This is a genomic window from Reyranella sp. (assembly GCF_044224635.1).
In the GTDB taxonomy this organism is placed as follows: Bacteria; Pseudomonadota; Alphaproteobacteria; order Reyranellales; family Reyranellaceae; genus Reyranella.
This window is the reverse complement of the sequence record NZ_JBGAKA010000011.1, coordinates 64166-81187: the sequence shown is the minus strand read 5'-3', so window position 1 is coordinate 81187 and position 17022 is coordinate 64166. Positions and strand designations below refer to the sequence as shown.

The 17022-nt window shown below is 67.4% G+C and carries 16 protein-coding genes; 6 read left to right on the top strand and 10 right to left on the bottom strand.

Going from position 1 to position 17022, the window contains the following annotated elements:
• Positions 1 to 54 precede the first annotated feature (54 nt).
• The 4 genes from ACILR9_RS12705 (at position 55) to ACILR9_RS12690 (ending at position 3082) form a co-directional block, all read left to right on the top strand.
• On the top strand, positions 55 to 474 hold the full coding sequence (locus tag ACILR9_RS12705; protein ID WP_395710301.1) for a rubrerythrin family protein: 420 nt from the start codon (positions 55 to 57) through the stop codon (positions 472 to 474).
• A 371-nt stretch (positions 475 to 845) separates the two neighbouring features.
• The gene (locus ACILR9_RS12700) at positions 846 to 2204 is read left to right on the top strand and encodes a heterodisulfide reductase-related iron-sulfur binding cluster (RefSeq protein ID WP_395710300.1); all 1359 of its coding nucleotides are present in this window, start codon (positions 846 to 848) and stop codon (positions 2202 to 2204) included.
• Positions 2201 to 2788: a DUF3501 family protein gene (locus tag ACILR9_RS12695; protein WP_395710299.1), complete on the top strand. Its 588-nt coding sequence runs from the start codon at positions 2201 to 2203 to the stop codon at positions 2786 to 2788. The genes ACILR9_RS12700 and ACILR9_RS12695 overlap by 4 nt, the downstream gene beginning before the upstream one ends.
• Before the next feature lie 159 nt (positions 2789 to 2947).
• Complete coding sequence (locus ACILR9_RS12690; RefSeq protein ID WP_395710298.1) at positions 2948 to 3082, top strand: hypothetical protein; 135 nt, start codon at positions 2948 to 2950, stop codon at positions 3080 to 3082.
• Between the two features lie 32 nt (positions 3083 to 3114).
• On the opposite strand, the gene ACILR9_RS12685 is transcribed toward ACILR9_RS12690, so the two are convergent.
• The 3 genes from ACILR9_RS12685 to ACILR9_RS12675 form a co-directional block, all read right to left on the bottom strand.
• On the bottom strand, positions 3115 to 4086 hold the full coding sequence (locus ACILR9_RS12685) for an energy transducer TonB (RefSeq protein WP_395710297.1): 972 nt from the start codon (positions 4084 to 4086) through the stop codon (positions 3115 to 3117).
• 14 nt (positions 4087 to 4100) lie between these two features.
• Positions 4101 to 5498 carry a TonB family protein gene (locus tag ACILR9_RS12680; protein WP_395710296.1) on the bottom strand — a complete coding sequence of 466 codons (1398 nt, stop codon included), beginning with the start codon at positions 5496 to 5498 and terminating at the stop codon, positions 4101 to 4103.
• Between the two features lie 107 nt (positions 5499 to 5605).
• Positions 5606 to 6148, bottom strand: coding sequence for an SH3 domain-containing protein (locus tag ACILR9_RS12675; RefSeq protein ID WP_395710295.1), 543 nt, complete (start codon positions 6146 to 6148; stop codon positions 5606 to 5608).
• Between the two features lie 157 nt (positions 6149 to 6305).
• Between ACILR9_RS12675 and ACILR9_RS12670 the strand changes: the two genes are divergently transcribed.
• A complete protein-coding gene (locus tag ACILR9_RS12670) occupies positions 6306 to 7301 on the top strand; it encodes a 2-hydroxyacid dehydrogenase (RefSeq protein ID WP_395710294.1) in 996 nt (331 codons plus the stop codon).
• Between the two features lie 211 nt (positions 7302 to 7512).
• Entirely contained in the window at positions 7513 to 8406 is an 894-nt protein-coding gene (locus ACILR9_RS12665) for a hypothetical protein (protein WP_395710293.1), read from the top strand.
• Positions 8407 to 9673: 1267 nt separating this feature from the next.
• Here ACILR9_RS12665 and ACILR9_RS12660 read toward each other — a convergent pair.
• The 7 genes from ACILR9_RS12660 to ACILR9_RS12630 all read right to left on the bottom strand — a co-directional run.
• On the bottom strand, positions 9674 to 10561 hold the full coding sequence (locus ACILR9_RS12660; RefSeq protein ID WP_395710292.1) for a YihY/virulence factor BrkB family protein: 888 nt from the start codon (positions 10559 to 10561) through the stop codon (positions 9674 to 9676).
• A gap of 3 nt (positions 10562 to 10564) precedes the next feature.
• Complete coding sequence (locus tag ACILR9_RS12655; RefSeq protein WP_395710291.1) at positions 10565 to 11980, bottom strand: 1-acyl-sn-glycerol-3-phosphate acyltransferase; 1416 nt, start codon at positions 11978 to 11980, stop codon at positions 10565 to 10567.
• A gap of 17 nt (positions 11981 to 11997) precedes the next feature.
• A complete protein-coding gene (locus ACILR9_RS12650; RefSeq protein WP_395710290.1) occupies positions 11998 to 12384 on the bottom strand; it encodes an MAPEG family protein in 387 nt (128 codons plus the stop codon).
• A 220-nt stretch (positions 12385 to 12604) separates the two neighbouring features.
• On the bottom strand, positions 12605 to 13672 hold the full coding sequence (add, locus tag ACILR9_RS12645) for an adenosine deaminase (protein WP_395710289.1): 1068 nt from the start codon (positions 13670 to 13672) through the stop codon (positions 12605 to 12607).
• A 9-nt stretch (positions 13673 to 13681) separates the two neighbouring features.
• Positions 13682 to 15283, bottom strand: coding sequence for an ABC transporter substrate-binding protein (locus tag ACILR9_RS12640; protein WP_395710288.1), 1602 nt, complete (start codon positions 15281 to 15283; stop codon positions 13682 to 13684).
• Positions 15284 to 15387: 104 nt separating this feature from the next.
• Positions 15388 to 16770, bottom strand: coding sequence for a hypothetical protein (locus ACILR9_RS12635; RefSeq protein ID WP_395710287.1), 1383 nt, complete (start codon positions 16768 to 16770; stop codon positions 15388 to 15390).
• Between the two features lie 53 nt (positions 16771 to 16823).
• A partial coding sequence (locus tag ACILR9_RS12630) for a hypothetical protein (protein WP_395710286.1) occupies positions 16824 to 17022 on the bottom strand: 199 nt, incomplete at its 5' end.

The following is a 17022-nucleotide window of genomic DNA, read 5'->3' as shown; positions in this document are numbered from 1 at the left end:
TTGATCAGTGGACCGGTCGAGGGGCCGGCCGCACGGAATGAAGGGAGAAAAGCGATGGCGAATCTCAAAGGTTCGAAGACCGAGGATAATCTGAAGGCTGCATTCGCTGGCGAGAGCCAGGCGAATCGTCGGTATCTCTATTTCGCCCAGAAGGCGGACGTCGAGGGTTTCAACGATGTCGCCGTCGTGTTCCGCTCGACCGCCGAGGGCGAGACCGGCCATGCGCACGGCCATCTCGAGTTCCTCGAGGAGAGCGGCGACCCCGCAACCGGTCTGCCGATCGGCGGCACGTCGTCCAACCTGAAGGCGGCGATCGCCGGCGAGACGCACGAGTACACCGACATGTACCCGGGCATGGCGCGTACCGCGCGCGAAGAGGGCTTCGGCGAGATCGCCGACTGGTTCGAGACCCTGGCGAAGGCCGAAAAGAGCCACGCCGGCCGCTTCCAGAAGGCGCTCGACACGCTGGCCTGATCCGGCGGAGGCTGATCGACGGATCTCATGAACACCTCCCCAGCTCTGCTGGGGAGGTGTGGGCGCATCTGCCATGTCCCTTCCCGTAATCGCAGGGCATTCGCGTATGGACAAAGATTCCGTCATCCCGAGCGAAGCCGCCTGATTCGGCGCTGTCTACAGCGCCTTGGCGGCGCAGTCGCGGGACCTTTCTTGCTGTCGCTGCAACAAGAAAGGTCCCTCCGCTACGCCGCGCTGCGCGCGGCTCCGGTCGGGATGACGGCTTTTTTTCGTATGTGAATGCCCTGTCGGTAATCGGGGGAGGGAATGCGTCCACGCCGTAGCCTGCCCGACCTCGACCCAAGACCACGACTCCAACCAAGCGAACTCCCATGCGCGAAGGCAGCCTCGAAGCCCCCGTTCGTCATGCCCTGGACTGGCACAATCCCTGGTTCTGGGACGAGAAGGCGCTCGAGAAGGAGATGGAGCGCGTCTTCGACATCTGCCACGGCTGTCGCCGCTGCTTCAATCTGTGCGATTCCTTCCCGCGCCTGTTCGACCTGATCGACAACGGACCGACCGGCGAGCTCGACGGCGTCGACAGGGCGCGTTTCGCCGATGTCGAGGAAGCCTGCACGCTCTGCGACATGTGCTTCATGACCAAGTGTCCCTACGTGCCGCCGCACGAATGGGCGCTCGATTTCCCCCATCTGATGCTGCGCCATCGCGCCGTTCACGCGCGCAAGAAGGGTATCGATTTCGTCGATGCCCGCCTCGCCGACACCGACCAGACCGGCCGGCTGGGCAGCCTCGCCGCCGCCGCCGCCAACTGGGCGACCGACGAGAGCAACACGCTGACGCGGCGTGGCCTGCAGCGCCTGGCCGGCATCCATCATGGCGCACGCCTGCCGCGCTACGCCGGCGAGACGTTCGAGAGGCGGGCGGCGCGCGAAGGCGCCTTGCTCAACGAGGCGGCACCGGCCTACGGCAAGCGCAAGGCTGTGCTCTATGCGACCTGCTTCGTGAACTTCAACAACACCGGTATCGGCGCCGCGGCGCGCGGCGTGCTGAGCCGCAACGGCGTCGAGACCGAGGTGGTCCATCCCGCCTGCTGCGGCATGCCCAAGCTCGAGCTGGGCGATCTCGAAGGCGTCGAGGATGCCGCGCACAAGGTGACCGCGGCGCTGCTTCAGTGGGTCGACAAGGGCTACGACGTGATCGCGCTGACGCCGTCCTGCGCGCTGATGCTGAAGTTCGAATGGCCGCTGCTGCTGCCGCGGAATCCCGACGTGGAGCGACTGTCGCGGGCGACCTTCGACATCTCCGAGTACGTCGTCGACATCGCCAGGAAGGAAGGGCTGGCGCCCGGCCTGCAGCCGCTCGACGGCGGCGTCAGCGTCCATCTCGCCTGCCATGCGCGCGCCCAGAACATGGGCGCCAAGGCTGCCGAGATGCTGCGCCTGGTGCCGCAGACGCGGGTCGCCGTGATCGAGCGCTGCAGCGGCCATGGCGGCATCTGGGGCGCCCGCACGGAGAATTTCGAGACGGCGGTCAAGATCGGCAAGCCGGCCGCCCAGGCGGCGCTGAAGAACGACACCAGCTTCGTCGCCTCCGAGTGTCCGCTGGCCGCTGATCACCTGATGCAGGTGATAGAGATCGCCGCGGGAGACGAGAAGCCCAAGCCGTCGCGCGCCAGCCATCCGATCGAGCTGATGGCGCGCGCCTACGGCCTGATGGAGGAGCAGCCATGACACCACGCGCCATCGAGGCGTCGGTCATCCTGCCGATGGCCGACTATGCCAAGCAGCGCGCCGAGCGCCGCCGCCGCATCACCGAGCTGAAGCGCAACCGGCGGCTCGAAACAGGGCCGTTCGCGACGTTCTACTTCGAATCGTACGACACGATGCTGCATCAGGTGCACGAGATGCTGTTCATCGAGAAGGGCGGGGCGGAGCAGATCCCGGGCGAGCTCGCGGCCTACAATCCGCTGATCCCGCAGGGCAGCGAGCTGGTCGCCACCGTCATGTTCGAGATCGACGACCCGGTCCGCCGCGCCCGCGTGCTCGCCACCCTGGGTGGCGTCGAGCATGGCGCCTTCATCCGTATCGGCGGCGAGAAGATCCGCGGCGTCGCCGAGAGCGACCAGGAACGCTCGCGCGAGGACGGCAAGACCTCGTCGGTCCACTTCCTGCGCTTTCCCTTCACGCCAGCCCAGATCGCGGCCTTCCGCAACAGCAAGGACGACGTCGTCGTCGGCTTCGATCATCCGAACTACGGCCACATGGCGGTGATGCCGCAAGCCGTGCGCCAGACCCTGGCGCAGGATTTCGCGTAGGCCTGTTCTCCTCCCCAAGCGAAGCTTGGGGAGGAGAAGGAGAAGAGTCCGACCGCCGCGTGGCCAGTTGCTGCCTGTCGCGTGAATCGCCTATTGTGAAGCGCGTTCGTTGGTATCCAAGGCGTCGAGCCGCTGCTTGCTTGCTTTCGGAGTTTGCCAATGCCCAAGCTTCTTCCTCCCAACACCAATCCGGCTTTCGAGGCGGCGGTGCGCCGCATGCTCGGGACTGCGGCGGCGCAGAAGAAGGTGGTGGTGAAGAAGGCCAAGCCGAAGAAGAACGGCTCGCGGACCTAGCCAGGCGAGCCTGACCAGGCAGGGGCGAGGCTTCAGCGCCGAGCGGCGCTGAGAGTGTAGGTCATCGGCAGCACCAGGATGATCGGGTCACCCGGCATGTCGCCCGGCACGGGTGGAAACGGGCTGGCCCTGCGGATCGTCTCCGCCTCGGCGGCGTCGATGGCCGGCCAGCCGCTCGACGTGCCGACCCTGACCTCGAGCACATGCCCGGTGCGGGCGATGGTGACGCGCATCACCACGCGGCCTTCCTGGCGGTTGCTGGCGGCAACGGCGGGATAGACGCGATACTGAGCGATCTGGCGGGCGACCCGCGAGAGGTAGTCGTTGCGTTGCCGCCCCTGACCCATCAGGACGTCGCCTGGCTGCGGCCCGGGGATCGGTGACGGCATGGTCGCCGGCGCCTGTGCCGGCGGCGGCCGGTAGGGCGCCGGCGGGGCCGGCCTGGGGGGCGCCGGCGCCGTGCGCTGGACTGCCGCCGCCGGCGGGCGCGGCGTCGCCGGGCGGGCGAATTCCTGCGAACTCGGAGCCGGCGGCGGTGACGGCGGCGGCGGAATCGAGAACTCGAAGCGCGGCAGCGTGGTCACCGGCTCGGGCTCGGGCGGTGTCACCGAGGGTGGCTCCGGCTGAGGCGGCTCTGGAGCGGGTGCGGGCGTTGGCGACGGCGCCAGCGCCTGCTGCGGCTCTGGAGCGGGTGCCGGGGTTGGCGCTGGTGCAGGAACCTGTTGCGCCTCGCCCTCCTTGGGCGGCTCGTTCGACGGCTGCGGGCTTGCCGCTTCGGACTCGGCCGGCGGCCCGGGTTTCTCGGGCGCCTGCAGGCCGACATTCGATGGCGACGAATCGAACATCACCATGATCGGCTCGTCCTGCGATTCGTGCGGTCGTTGCGGCGCGAACCACCAGAGGACGGCGGCAACCGCCGCATGCAGCACGATCGCCAGCGCCAGTGCGCCCGGTGGCATCGAGCGCGGCCGCTGGGAGACGAGGCTGATGCTGGTGTCGGCCACGGCGCCCCGCCCCCTCAACGCGGATCGGTGCGCCGGTAATTGAGCGGAACAGTGAAGATGTGACGGTCGCCGCGAATGTCGGCCGGGAGCGGCGGATAGGGTGAGGCTTGGCGGGCGATCTCGATCATGGCCGAATCGACGGATGCGCAGCCGCTCGACTTGGCGACGCTGACGTCGAGCAACCGACCATCACGGGCAATGGTGAACCGGCCGACCACCTCGCCGCCACCGATGTCGGGGCAGATCTTCGGCTGGAATTGGTACTGAGCCATTCTGCGCACGACCGACCAGAAATAATCCTCCTGCGCCTTGCGCTCGCCGTAGGCTTGCGCCGGGTTGACGAAGGTCGGGGACGTCGAGCGCGACGCCTGCTGCGAATTGGGCGCTGGCTGCTGCGGCGGGTTCGACAACGGCGAGGAGAAGAGCTGCTGCCGTTGCGGCGGCGCCTGGGTTGGCGCTTGCTGCCGTTGCGGCGGTGCCTGCTGTGCCTGCTGCGGCGGCGGGGCAGGCTTGGCCGCTGGTGCCGGCGGCGTTGCCTGCGGTGCCGGCTTGGGCGCTGGTGGCGGCGGTGGCGGATGGGGTGCCGGGATCTCGCGTGCGGTCACCGGCGGTGGCGGTGCGTCGAGCGGCGGCAGGGCGCTTTCCAGGGTCGGCGCCGGCGGCACGGACGGCAACGGCGGCGCGGGCGGCAGCGGTGGCGTCGGCGGCAGCGCGAGCGCCGCCTGCTGCTGCTCCTTGGGCGGCTCGGGCTTGGTCTCGGGTTCGGCCGGCTTCTCGGGCTCGGCCGGCTTCGGAGGCTCTGCTGTCTTCTCCGAGTCAGGCTCTTGCTCCGCCGTCGGCTTGCTCTCCGGCTCGGGCTTGACGATCTCGGGCCTGACGATCTCAGGTTGCTCGGCCTTGGGAGGCTCAGGCTGCCCCGGCTCCGGCCTGGCCGGCTCCTGCTTTTGCGCCTCGGCCTTGGCCTCCGTGTCGGCGGCCTTCGGCGTGGCCGGGCTGGCGCTGTTCGGCTGCAGGGTCGGCGTCGTCCTTGGATCGGGCGGCTGGGCGCCGAGCTGCGTCCTCGGATCGAGGGTGACGCCGATCGGCGCCGATAGCGCACTGAAACGCGGCGGTGTCGGCTGGGACTCCGGCGGTGCGGTGGGAGGCGCGGGCGGTGGTGGCGGCGGGATGACGGCCGCTTCCTGCACGGGCGGCGGTTCGGGTGCGGCGGGAACTTGCGCCGGCGGGGTTGGCGGAGCGGGGTCCTGCTCCATCGTGATCTCGACCGGGTCATCCGTCCGGTCGACGTGGCTGAGTGGCGAGAGCCACCACAGCGCCAGCGCCGCGGCGCCATGCAGCACGGCCGCCAGCACCAGGGCGGTGGGCGACATGTGGTCGGAGCGCGCGTAGCTGAGACTGACTGCGTGGGCCACGGTGACCCCGTTTTACGACCCGGCCGGTACGGCCGCCAGAGCACATTCCCCGCGCCTGCAATCAGCCGAAAGGAACATGCCCGCTGCTGGAAGTGCCCCCTGCGGGGCTAGTTGATCGGCTCGGATTTGTAGACGCCCCACATGGAAGTCCGCTGGATCCAGCCGGTGACGTTCGACACCCTGACCCGGCACCAGTCGCCGGTGCAGGACCGGATCTCGCCCATCACTTCCGGCTCCAGCCTGGCGACGATTTCGGCCGAGACGGCGGGGGTTTTGTGCACGCTGGCTGCCTTTGACGAGACGATGAAGCTGCGCTTGCCGCTCAGCAGGCTCTGATGGACCCAGCCGCTGGCCCCCTGCCAATCGCGAATCTTGCGATAGTTTTCGTACTCGGCGACGATTTCGACCGGCAAGGCCTTGCGCCTGAACACCCATTCGATCGGATAGCGCGTGCCGGGCCCGGCCCGGACATTGACCTCGTCCGAGCGCAGCGAGGCGAAGCGCGGGATCGGCAGGCCCGATCCCTTGCGCTGGGTGGTGGCCTTGTCGCCCGAGCGGGAGATGGTTTGAGACGTCGCGATGCCGGGCAGTGACAAGGCGATCACGGCCGCGAATGTCGCCCAAAGTGTCAGGGTGGGTCGAATTCCCATCACCTGCTCTATACCTCAATTCTTCGTAACGATCGACAAGCAGCTGATAACGCGTGCTTTTCGGTCGCGACCTGCAATCGGCCGCGGTTGCTGGACAAGGCACTTGGGGAATTGCTAATCGGGATTCCCGCCGCCAGCCGCACGGTACAGATCGTCCATGCCGTCCAGTTCCAAGAAGAAGCCGCTGGTGATTGTCACCCGGAAGCTGCCCGACGCGATCGAGACGCGGCTGATGGAGCTGTTCGACACCCGCCTCAATGCCGACGACAAGCCGCTGGCCTTCGGCGAGCTGGTCGAGGCGGTCAGGACCGCCGACGTGCTGGTGCCCACCGTCACCGACCGCATCGACAGCCGCGTCTTGTCGCAGGCCGGCCCGCGGCTCAAGCTGATCGCCTCGTTCGGCACCGGTGTCGACCATATCGACCTCGACACGGCGCGTCAGCGCGGCATCACCGTCACCAACACGCCGGGCGTGCTGACCGAGGACACCGCCGACATGACCATGGCGCTGGTGCTGGCGACGGCCCGGCGCATGGGCGAGGGCGAGCGCCTGGTGCGGGCCGGCAAATGGACCGGCTGGAGCCCGACGGCGATGCTGGGCGGCCGCCTGCTCGGCAAGCGCATGGGCATCGTCGGCATGGGCCGCATCGGCCAGGCGCTGGCGCGGCGCGCCCGCGGCTTCGGGCTCGCCATCCACTATCACAACCGCAAGCGCCTGCATGAGGACATCGAGCGTGAGCTCGAGGCGACCTACTGGGAGAGCCTCGACCAGATGCTGGCGCGCATGGACATCGTGTCGGTCAACTGCCCGCATACGCCGGCGACTTTCCATCTGTTGTCGGCGCGCCGGCTGAAGCTGATGAAGGCCAGCGCCATCATCGTCAACACCGCGCGCGGCGAGGTGATCGACGAGAACGCCCTGGTGCGCATGCTGAAGGCGGGCGAGCTGTCGGGCGCCGGTCTCGACGTCTACGAGCACGAGCCGCAGGTCAACCCCAAGCTGGTCGAGCTCGACAACGTCGTGCTGCTGCCGCACATGGGCTCGGCCACGCTCGAGGGCCGCATCGACATGGGCGAGAAGGTCCTGATCAACATCAAGACCTTCGCCGACGGCCACAAGCCGCCCGACCGCGTGCTCGCGACGATGTTCTGAGCCGTCCCGGGCGCAAGTGCCTCCAGTCGACGATCGTCGGCCGGGGGTAGTGTCCTTAGGGCACTACCCGGCCGGGATCACGTTTGCCGCGGGAGGCTCATTTCGGTAGTGTTGCGGGCGTGCGGGGAGCCGCTGCATGGCACTACAATCGAGGCTGTTCGCGGGCGATCCGAAGCTGGAGGCGGCGGCGCTGTCCGATCCGGCGCACATCTTGCCCGGTTCGCGCGGCCCGCATGTCGGGAAGATCCAGATAGCGCTCAATCGTCTCGACAACGCGAAGATCGCCGCGCCGGAGCTCGAGGCGACCCTGTACGGCAAGTCGACCACCGATGCGGTGCTGGGCTTCAAGAAAAAGCGTTCCATCATCAACTTCAGCTATCAGTCGAGTGCCGACAACATCGTCGGCAAGATGACCATGGCGACGCTCGATCGAGAGGTGGCTCTTGCCGAGAAGGTCACGACAAATCCCATCATCGTACCGCTCGACCCGCCGCCGAGCCCGATAAGACCCAACCTCTTCGTCGCGGCACGGGGGCGGGGCCTCACAAACCTCGCTTTTGCGCCGGCGGCATCGGGCTTCGCCGCCTTCAGTCTGCTCGACGACGGGCCGAGTTTTCTGACGAGGCAGATCGAGATCGACGAGGGCGACACCGCGACTTTCCAGATCATCGGAGGCAAGGGCGAGCGGGTATTTGTCGAGAATGTTCGCGTCGGACTTTTCGTCGATCCCGACGATCCGTTTCGCCTACGGGCGGTTCTCGACGTCACCCTCGGTTCCCAGACGTTCCGCGTCAAAGGAGTGGGATCAGGGGCGACCCGAATCGTCGTGACCAAGCGCGGAGGCATCTTCACCAGTCCCAGCACCGTGTCGATCGGGCTCGTGGTCAATGAGTTGACGGTCGAGAAGCTTTGGCGACCCAAGCTGGACGCAATTCGCATCCCGCCGCGCCAGCGAACGACAATCATGCGGGACAATGTGCTGAGCGTTGATATCGGGGCGGAGAAGTTTTCCTTCGATGGCTCGGTCGATCCGAAACCGCAGATCCAGCCGAGCGATCTCCGGTACATCCAGGCCATGAGCGCTTTTCGAGTCGCGGGGCGCTAAAGGCCTGTCGCAAAACAAGTGCTTTAGATTCCGCTACTGGCACGTGGTGCGCGGGACAAAGGCCCTGTCATCCGGAGGAAGGCACTTGCGAAGCAAGTGCCGTAAGCGAGGGACCTTTCCTGCTGCCTTAAAGGTCCCTCGCTGCGCTCGGGATGACAACCTTGCTGACTGCGGTCACTTCGTGAAATGGAGTACCTATCTTGTGACAGGCCCTAAGAACGGGTTCTTGACTAGCCATCGTCGCTGGTAACGCGCTCGTTCCCAGCCAGATCACGATCGCCGAGGAAGCTGCGCCTCGGCGCGCGACGTGGTCAATCTCGTCATCGCGGATCGCGCCTCTTCGACCGTTGGACACATCGCGAACCCTTAAATTTGTGCGGCGGATCGGTCGAGTCCACTCGATTGCACGCCAGCGTGGCTGCAGGCGTGAGCCAGTTCGGCTGGTCCGGCTGCCTGCCCGAGCGGTGTCGTGATAGCTCGGTCGCGAAACGCCGCGCAAACCAAAGGACATGATCGTGCTCGCCAACGCCGCAGCTGCCGCACCGTGTCATCGCTTCCGATCCAGAGCGCGTGCAATCAATTGCACAAGCCCGTGGCGGCAAGCGCGATCCGCTCCGGCTGGCCTGCCTGCCGACTCGTTTGGTGTTGTGATAGCCGGGTCGGCCAGACTTTGATCGAACCGCGGGACACGACCGTGATTGCCAGCGCCGACGCGACCCAACCTGCCGCTGACGCCGGACCTTGCCGGTGGGTCACGGCCAGGGCGTTGATTTCAAAGGTCCCTGACGGACGGACGCACGATCCGGCTCCGACTCTGCGCGGCGCGGCGCGCAGAGGGGGACGGGAATGCCTGCAAGCAAGATAACGAACGCGATTGCCTGTTCCGCTGCTTCAAATTCCCTGATCTGGTGCGAGCAATTCCCTGCTCATTTTTTTGCTTTCCCTGTTCGAATTCCCTGTTCGAATTCCCTGTTCGGCGACGGGCAAAGGACCGACGCGAGATGCCAAGGCGTTGGAAAGGCGGACGTTTTCATGTGTCAAGGCCTCGTGGCCGGACCCTCGTCTCGTACTTCTCCTGCAACCTGTACGTGAATTCACGAGAGAGGGAGTCATGCGCAGGGAGCGCGCCACTCCGATCGCGCTCATGGGAAGTTTCATCAAGAAGAAGAGCGCCATCGGAGTGGCGCGCTCCCTGCAGAAGAGTCCCCTTTCGGCGACGGTTCCGGCGGTAATGATTGCGCCCGGCCCTCGCCCGCGCCGGCGCGGCCTACAGATCGCCTTCGACCATCTCGCGGGCGCGGTTGTCGATCAGGATGTCGCGCGTCGAGCGGCCGACCTGGGCGCCGATCAGGATGGTGAGCGAGGTCCAGTACATCCACACCATGATGGCGGCGATGCCGGCGGCGGCGCCGAACGCCGAGGTGAGCTGCGTGACCTCGAAGTAGAAGACCAGGGCGCGGTTGCCGGCGGCGAACAGCAGGGCATTCACCGCGCCGCCGATCAGCGCGTAGCGCCATGGCACGTCGACGGTCGGCAGCCACTTGTAGACCAGCGTGAAGAAGGCCGACAGCAGACCATAGTGCACGAACACCGACGTCGCCGGGCCGATCCACTCGCCGAGCACGGGAAAGGCCGCGAGGGCACCGGCATAGGCGGAGATCAGCACGCTGGTCAGGATGACGGCGATCAGCAGCACGCCCAGCACGATCATCAGGGCGATCGCCAGCAGGCGCGATTTGAGGCTGGCCAGCACCGGATGAAGGTGGCGCGTCTTGCGGTCGCGCCAGATCGCGTCGATGCCGTCGTCGAGCTCGACGAATACCCGGGTGCCGGTATAGATCAGCACGCCGGCGCCGATCAGGGCGGCGATGCCGCCGCCCTCGAACAGGTTCTCCGACGCGAACCGGCGGATCATGGCGAGCTGGTCGGGCGCGACGATGGCACCCAGCGCCTCGAACACCGCCTCCTGCGCCATCAGGCGGCCGACGAACGGCTCGGCGATGGCGATGGCGAAGATCATGATCGGGCCGAGCGCGAACATGGTGTAGAAGGCCATCGCCGCCGCCGACGTCGCCAGCCGGTTGTCGAAGTAGCCGTATCCGGCCGAGAGCGCGATGCGCCACAGCTTGCCGATCATCGTCGACGAGAATGTCATGGGTCAGCGCAGGTGGGCGATGGCGTTGGCGTAATAGGCGAGCACCGGCCGGTCGGCCGCGACCACGGCGTAGAGCCCGTCGCTCTCCGCCACCAGGCGGCGCAGGGCCAGCATGCGCAGGCCGACATGGAAGGCGTAGTCGCGATCGCCGCGCGGCACGTAGATCTTGGCGCCGCGTTCCTCGAAATGGCCCATCAGCCGGGCGGCGCGCGCCTTGAGCTCGAGCTCGTCGATCGGCTGCTCGGCCTCGAGCAGCACCGTGGCGATCAGCGACACCGGCAGCACCGGCACCAGGCGGGCAATCTCGCCCATCACGTCGTGCGCCAGCCGGCCGATGATCTCGAAGCGCTGCTCCTTGTCGAGGCCGCGCAGGTCGCCGCCCAGCGGGGCGGCGTTCCTGGCGAGCCAGTCGCGCGCCGAGACCAGGCCGCCGAAATTGACGCAGGCATAGCCGAAGCGGAACCAGCGGCCGCGCAGCATCAGGCCGAGCTGGCCCAGCCAGAAGCCCATGGTCGTCGAAAGCACGAACCAGGTGCTGCGCCGCCGCGCCTCGCGGTCGAGCGAGCGCAGCAGGGTGCGGTCCTCGAGCACGCGGTCGTAGTTCAGCGCCACCGGCACGAAGACGATGTCGTTGCCGCCCTTGGGATCGAACGATTTCAGCATGTAGTCGAACAGGCCGAGCTTGGGCTCGCGCAGCCTGCCGTCGCGCGTGAGCCCGCCCTCGGGATACATCGCCTGGGCGACGCCGGCCTCGGTCGCCATGTGGACGTAGCGCTCGAGCACGCGGCGGTAGACCGGGCTGTTGGAGTTGCGGCGCACGAAGTAGGCGCCCATGGCGCGGATCAGCTGCTGCAGCGGCCAGATGCGCGCCCATTCGCCCACCGCGTAGCTCAGCGCCGTGCGCTCGGCTGCCAGGAAGGCGACCAGCACGTAGTCCATGTTGCTGCGATGGTTCATGACGAACACCACCGTGGTGTTCGGCGCCACGCCGGCCAGGGTGCGCTGGTCGGCGAAGCCCAGCCGCACGCGGTAGAGGAAGCGGGCGACGGCGCGGGCGATCGAGTAGCCGACGCGGAAATAGATGTAGGCGTTGAAGGTCGGCACGATCTCGCGGGCGTAGCGCTGGACCTCGGCCATCGCCGCCTCGCGCGGCAGGTTGCCGGCGCGGGCGTGCTCGTTGGCGGCGGCGACGACCTGCGGGTCGTAGACCAGACGGTCGATCAGCACCTGGCGGCGCGTCAGCTGGAACGGCTTGATCTCGATGTCGAGCCGCTGGTTGACCCGCTCGATCAGGCGGTTGAGCCGGCGGCGCAGGAACCAGCGGCCGCTCGGGATCAGCAGCCGGTCGAGCAGCGACCACAGCGCGAAGGCGGCGAGCGCCGCCAGCAGCCACAGCGGAACGGCGACCGGCTCGCCCATCGACCGGTGGCCGCGGCTCAGTATTGCCGCAAGCCGACGCCGGCCAAGACCAGCAGGATGCCGGCCACGGTGAGGACCACGATGGTGCCGATCGCGCCCAGGAATCGTCCCATCGGGATGACGTCGAGCATGCCGCCGGCATGAAGTGCGCGGGCGATCAGCAGGACGAGCGACAGGAGGGCGGTGACCACGAAGCCATAGAAGTCGGCCGCCAGGTAGATCAGCACCAGGCAGAGCGGCGCGAACTCGACCAGGTTGGCGTGGGCCCGGATCGCCGACAGCATCTCCGGATCGCCGCCGTCGCCGAGAAAGATCTTCTTCCGCCCGCGCAGCCGGCCGACATGCAGCGACAAGGCGACGGTCAACAATCCGAGCAAGCCTGCGCATACGAAGAACACCGGCATCCAGAGATCTCCCCCCGCCTGTTGGGAGGCATTGTATGGCGAACTTGGTGACCGACGATAGCAGGAGCTGCTCATTCTCCTCCCCAGCGAAGCTGGGGAGGTGTCGGCGTCTTCGCCGACGGAGGGGTCATGAGCAGCGGGACTGGGGCCTCTGACCCCTCCGTCTCGGATTACCGAGACCACCTCCCCAGCTTCGCTGGGGAGGAAAATGGAACAGCCCCTACACCGTCGGCTGCGCCGTCGCGTAGCCGAACTCGGCGTCCAGCGCGGCGATCTCTTTCCGGAAGGCCAGGCGCAGCGCGCTCTTGTCGCTTTCGTCGAGCCACGATGCCTCGACCGAGGCGAGGCTGAAGCGGCGGGCCATGTCGGGGCCCCAGCCGATCGACTCGAACAGGGTGGTGAAGCCGTGGCCGAGGTTGGTCTCGAACATCGCCGGATCGTCGGTGTTGATGGTGACGTTCAAGCCCGCCTCGACCATGCGGCGAATGCGCTGCGGGCGATGCGGCCGGTTGTGCACCAGGCTGGTCCAGGCGCAGGGCGTGAAATAGAGGCCGTCGCGCCGCGCCTCGGCCATCACGAAGTCGGAGGCCAGCATGTTGTAGCCGTGGTCGATGCGGTCGCAATGGAGCACGTCGCGGCAGATCAGGTAGTTGGTCGGCGGCGCCTCGACAAGCGTCTGGTTGTCCTCGCAGCAATGGGCGGTGCGGTGCAGCCCGGCGCGGCGCGCCAGCGCATAGGCCTCGGCGAAGGTCGCCGGCGGGCCGGCGCGCTCGGCGCCGTCGAGGCCGATGCCGACGACCTGGTCGCGGCGATGGGCGATCGCCGTCTCGACGATCTCGACTGCCTGGGAAGGCGTGTTGGTCGAGCGGTCGATGCAGCAGATCAGAAGGCTCGACACGCCGAACTGCTTCTCGGCCGCCTCGATACCGCGCACCATGCCGTCGACCATCGACGGATAGTCGATGCCGTTGGGATAGAAATAGTCGGGATTGAAGAAGAACTCGACGTGCCGGAGATTGCCGTCGCGCGCCGCGTCCTCGACATACTCGTAGACGGCGCGCTCGAAATCCTCGGGCGTGCGCAGCACCAGGGCGGTGAGCCGCAGCACGTCGAGGAAGCCGTAGAAATCGGGCCACTGGTAGAGCTTGTCAGCCGGCCGCGGCAGGGCGAGCCCGGCGCGCGCCGCCAGCTCGGCCACCGTGGTGGCGCGCAAGGTGCCGGCGAGATGGCAATGCAGCTCGGCCTTGGGAATGCGCCGCAGGTAATCGTCGGCAACCGCCTTCGCCATCGTCGCCTCTTACTTCCTGTCGATGTTGTAGAGCAGCATGGCGGGCGATCTCAGCACGCCCTCCAGATTGTTGCGCCACGCCGACGGCGTGGTGAACTGCGCCAGCGGCAGATAGAGGACCTGCTCGTACGACCGTGCCTGGATCTCGCTGGCGATCGCCTTTTGCGCCGCCGCGTCGGGCGCGGTGGCGAACTTCAGGCGCAGCTCGTCGGTCTTGAGATCGTTGGGCCAGCCCCAGGCCGAGGCGGGCGGGCCGCTCGCCACCAGGAACGGGTTGCTGAGCGGATTGCCCTGGTCGGGCACGGTGTTGGTGGTGTGCGCCAGGTTCCAGCCGCCTTCGCTCACCGGCCTGGTGTTGAGGCGCCGCGTCGCGAAGGTCTGGAAATCCATCGCCTGCATGTCGACCTTGAAGCCGAGATCGACCAGCACCTGGCGGGTGACGTTGCCCAGCGCGGCGATGCCGGGCGCGTTGGCGACGTGCAGCATGACGATCGGCTTGGAAAAGTCGACGCCGGCCTCGGCGAGCATCGCCTTGGCGGCGGCCATGTCGCGCGTCGGGATGCCGTCCTTGCTCTCGTAGGGCATACCGCAGCCGAACACGGCGGCGCAGTCGGTGGCGAAGCTCGGATCGCCGGCGACGACGGCGGCATAGAGCGATCGGTCGATCGCCCGGGCGATCGCCTGGCGCACCTTAAGATTGTCGAACGGCGGCTGCAGGTGGTTCATGCGCATGATCGCCTGGAAGCCGAGCTTGCTCACGACCTCGGCCTTGGCGGCCGAGGCCTTGCCGCCAGATTGGGAGTCGAACAGCGGCAGCAGGTCGGCCGGCACGCGTTCGAGGTAATCGACCTCGCCCCTGATCAGCGCGCTCACCTGGGTCTGCGCGTCGGGCAGGCCCAGCATCTCGACCCGGTCGAGCTTCGCGATCTTGCCGCCCGAGGCCCAGTTGGGCGGCTCGCGGCGCGGCGTGTAGTCGGTGAACTTCTCCAGCACGATCTTGACGCCGGGCTCGTGCAGGTCGGCGCGGAACCGGTAGGGGCCGGAGCCGATGATCTCCTTGACCTGCTCGTTGCCCGGCGTCCTGGCGATGCGTTCGGGCATCATGAAGGGTACCGGCGCGCCCACCTTGCCGAGGCTCTCGAGCACCATTCCGTAGGGCTCCTTCAGCACCAGCTTGATGGTCGAGGCGTCGGTCGCCTCGAGCGCGGCCAGGAACCGGGTGAGCGTCTGGCCCATGCTGTCGCGCGACGCCCAGCGGCGGATCGAGGCGACGCAGTCGGCCGCCGTCACCGGCTGGCCGTCGTGCCACTTGAGGCCGGGCCGCAGGACGAAGAGGTAGGTGAGCTTGTCCAGGCTCACCGTGTAGCTCTCGACCATCTGCGGCTTGGGCGTGAACGTGTCGTCGACCGCGAACAACGTGTCGTAGATCAGGTAGCCGAGATCGCGTGTCGTGAACGACGTCGTGAAGTGCGGATCGAGGATGCGCGACAGCGTCTCGGGGGCGACGCGCAGGATCGATTGGGAAAAAGCCGGCAGGGTCTCCAGAGCGCTACTTCCCATCGCGATCGAAATGGCCAGGAGTCCTGTCCGCCACGTCCTTCGCATTGCCATGTTGCTGCTCCTTCGTTCCCGCTGCCGGCGGCAAGGCCCATGCCATGATATCGGTCACGATATCGGCCGCGACCCCGTGCGTCGACCGTGTCGAAGCGCAGCCGTCAGATCGAAGGAGCCGATGCCGCCAACGCGGTGTGGACCGCTGCATTGCCGATGGGCGCGGGCGAAGCGTCCCGGCGAAGGGCTTCATAGCGCTCCAGCGCCGGCATGCGCTCCTGGTCGATGAGGCGCTCCAGGATCGGCAGGTCGCTTTCACCGAACGAGGACAAGGTCGAACCTTCTGCCCGCGTGACGGCGAAAAGATCCGCCTGTGCCGCGGCGATGGCTCGCAGGAGCATGGACCGGCCGTGACCCTCGAAGGTGAGCGCCTGGATGGTCGAGATCTCGGACCTTCCCGGCAATCGGCAGGAAGACTGGAAACGCTCGACCAACCGTTCGGTCTGGCGCCGTGTCAGCGGGCGGCCGGCGATGGCGAGCAACAGGTTGTTGCCGGCTGCACCGCAGTCGCGGCCAGGCCTGTCCGCGAGGCAGGCAAAAGCGACCTGCTGGGCGCCCAGAAGGCGGTCGGCGAATCCGGGGTTGGTCGCAGAGACCAGCTCCTTGAGCGAGCTCAACGCTTGCCGGTCACGAGGCAAGGCCGGCAACGTCCATCGTGGCTTGAGCTGCAGAATCAGCCAGCGTTCGAACCCGTCCAGCCTGCCGGCAATGCCCTTTTCCAGCGAACGGATCGAGGGGACGCTCTGCGTCCCATCGGCCGGACAGGGCGGTGTCCCCTCGCAGAAGGTAGGCCGGACGAGAACGATCTCGCGGCGGATCGTCAGCACGCCGTTGCGTCGGGCCTCCTCGATCGCGTGATGCAGCTCCTGCAGGATGAAGTCGAGACGCTGCTCGTCGGTGAGCGAATCGGCCGCAGCGGGCACGAAGCCGAGAGCCAAGCGCAGCCGGGGAAAGGGAAGGCGCCACCGCCCGCAGCGTTGGGCCGTGCGATAGAGATCGTGCGCCGCAAGCGCGAGCAGCCCCTCGCACCCGGCTTCCAGGACGCGTGCATGGTCGTCGGCAGGACGATCACCGGCGAGACGCGCCAACGCATCGAACCGGGTTCCGCTCGCGACCGCCGAGGCGAGGACGCGATGACGGCCGAGGAGGTCATGCGCGTCCTGTGGCAGAAGGAGCCGGTGGCCGGCGTCGGGACGCGGCAAGGCAACCTGGAGCGGCACGAATGCGTCGTCGAGCGCCTGTGCCGCGGCGGTGACCGTGGCTTCGAATGCCGTCGCCAGTCCCTCCAGCTCCGACGCAGCCGCCCTGGCGAAGAAGTAGTGCTCGTCGCCGAACGACAGGTTCCACAAGGGTCTCGCCAGGGCGGAAAGGCGACTTGTCAGCGATGCGGTGACGAGATCGATCACCAGGTTGGCAAGTCTCGGGCCGAGCGCCTGGTTGAGCAGACCGAATGCCTGCAGATCGATCGCCGCCGCAAACAGGGGCACATGAGGTCGCTGCTGCAACATCGCGCGACGTGCATCGGCATGGTGCAAAGAGTTCAGCACGGCAGACCCAGGCGGCGCGAAAGATCGGCGCTCAGGGTCTTGTTGGCGCGCTCCGGTCCAGAGGAGAGGATTTCGGCAGGGCGGCCCAGAGCGTCTGGCGAGGCCAGGAACTCGAGGAACGCCCGCACCAGAGGGTCGCGCAGCGGATCGCCGTCCGCCTCGCCCTCGCGTCGGGCGATCCGTGTGAGGATC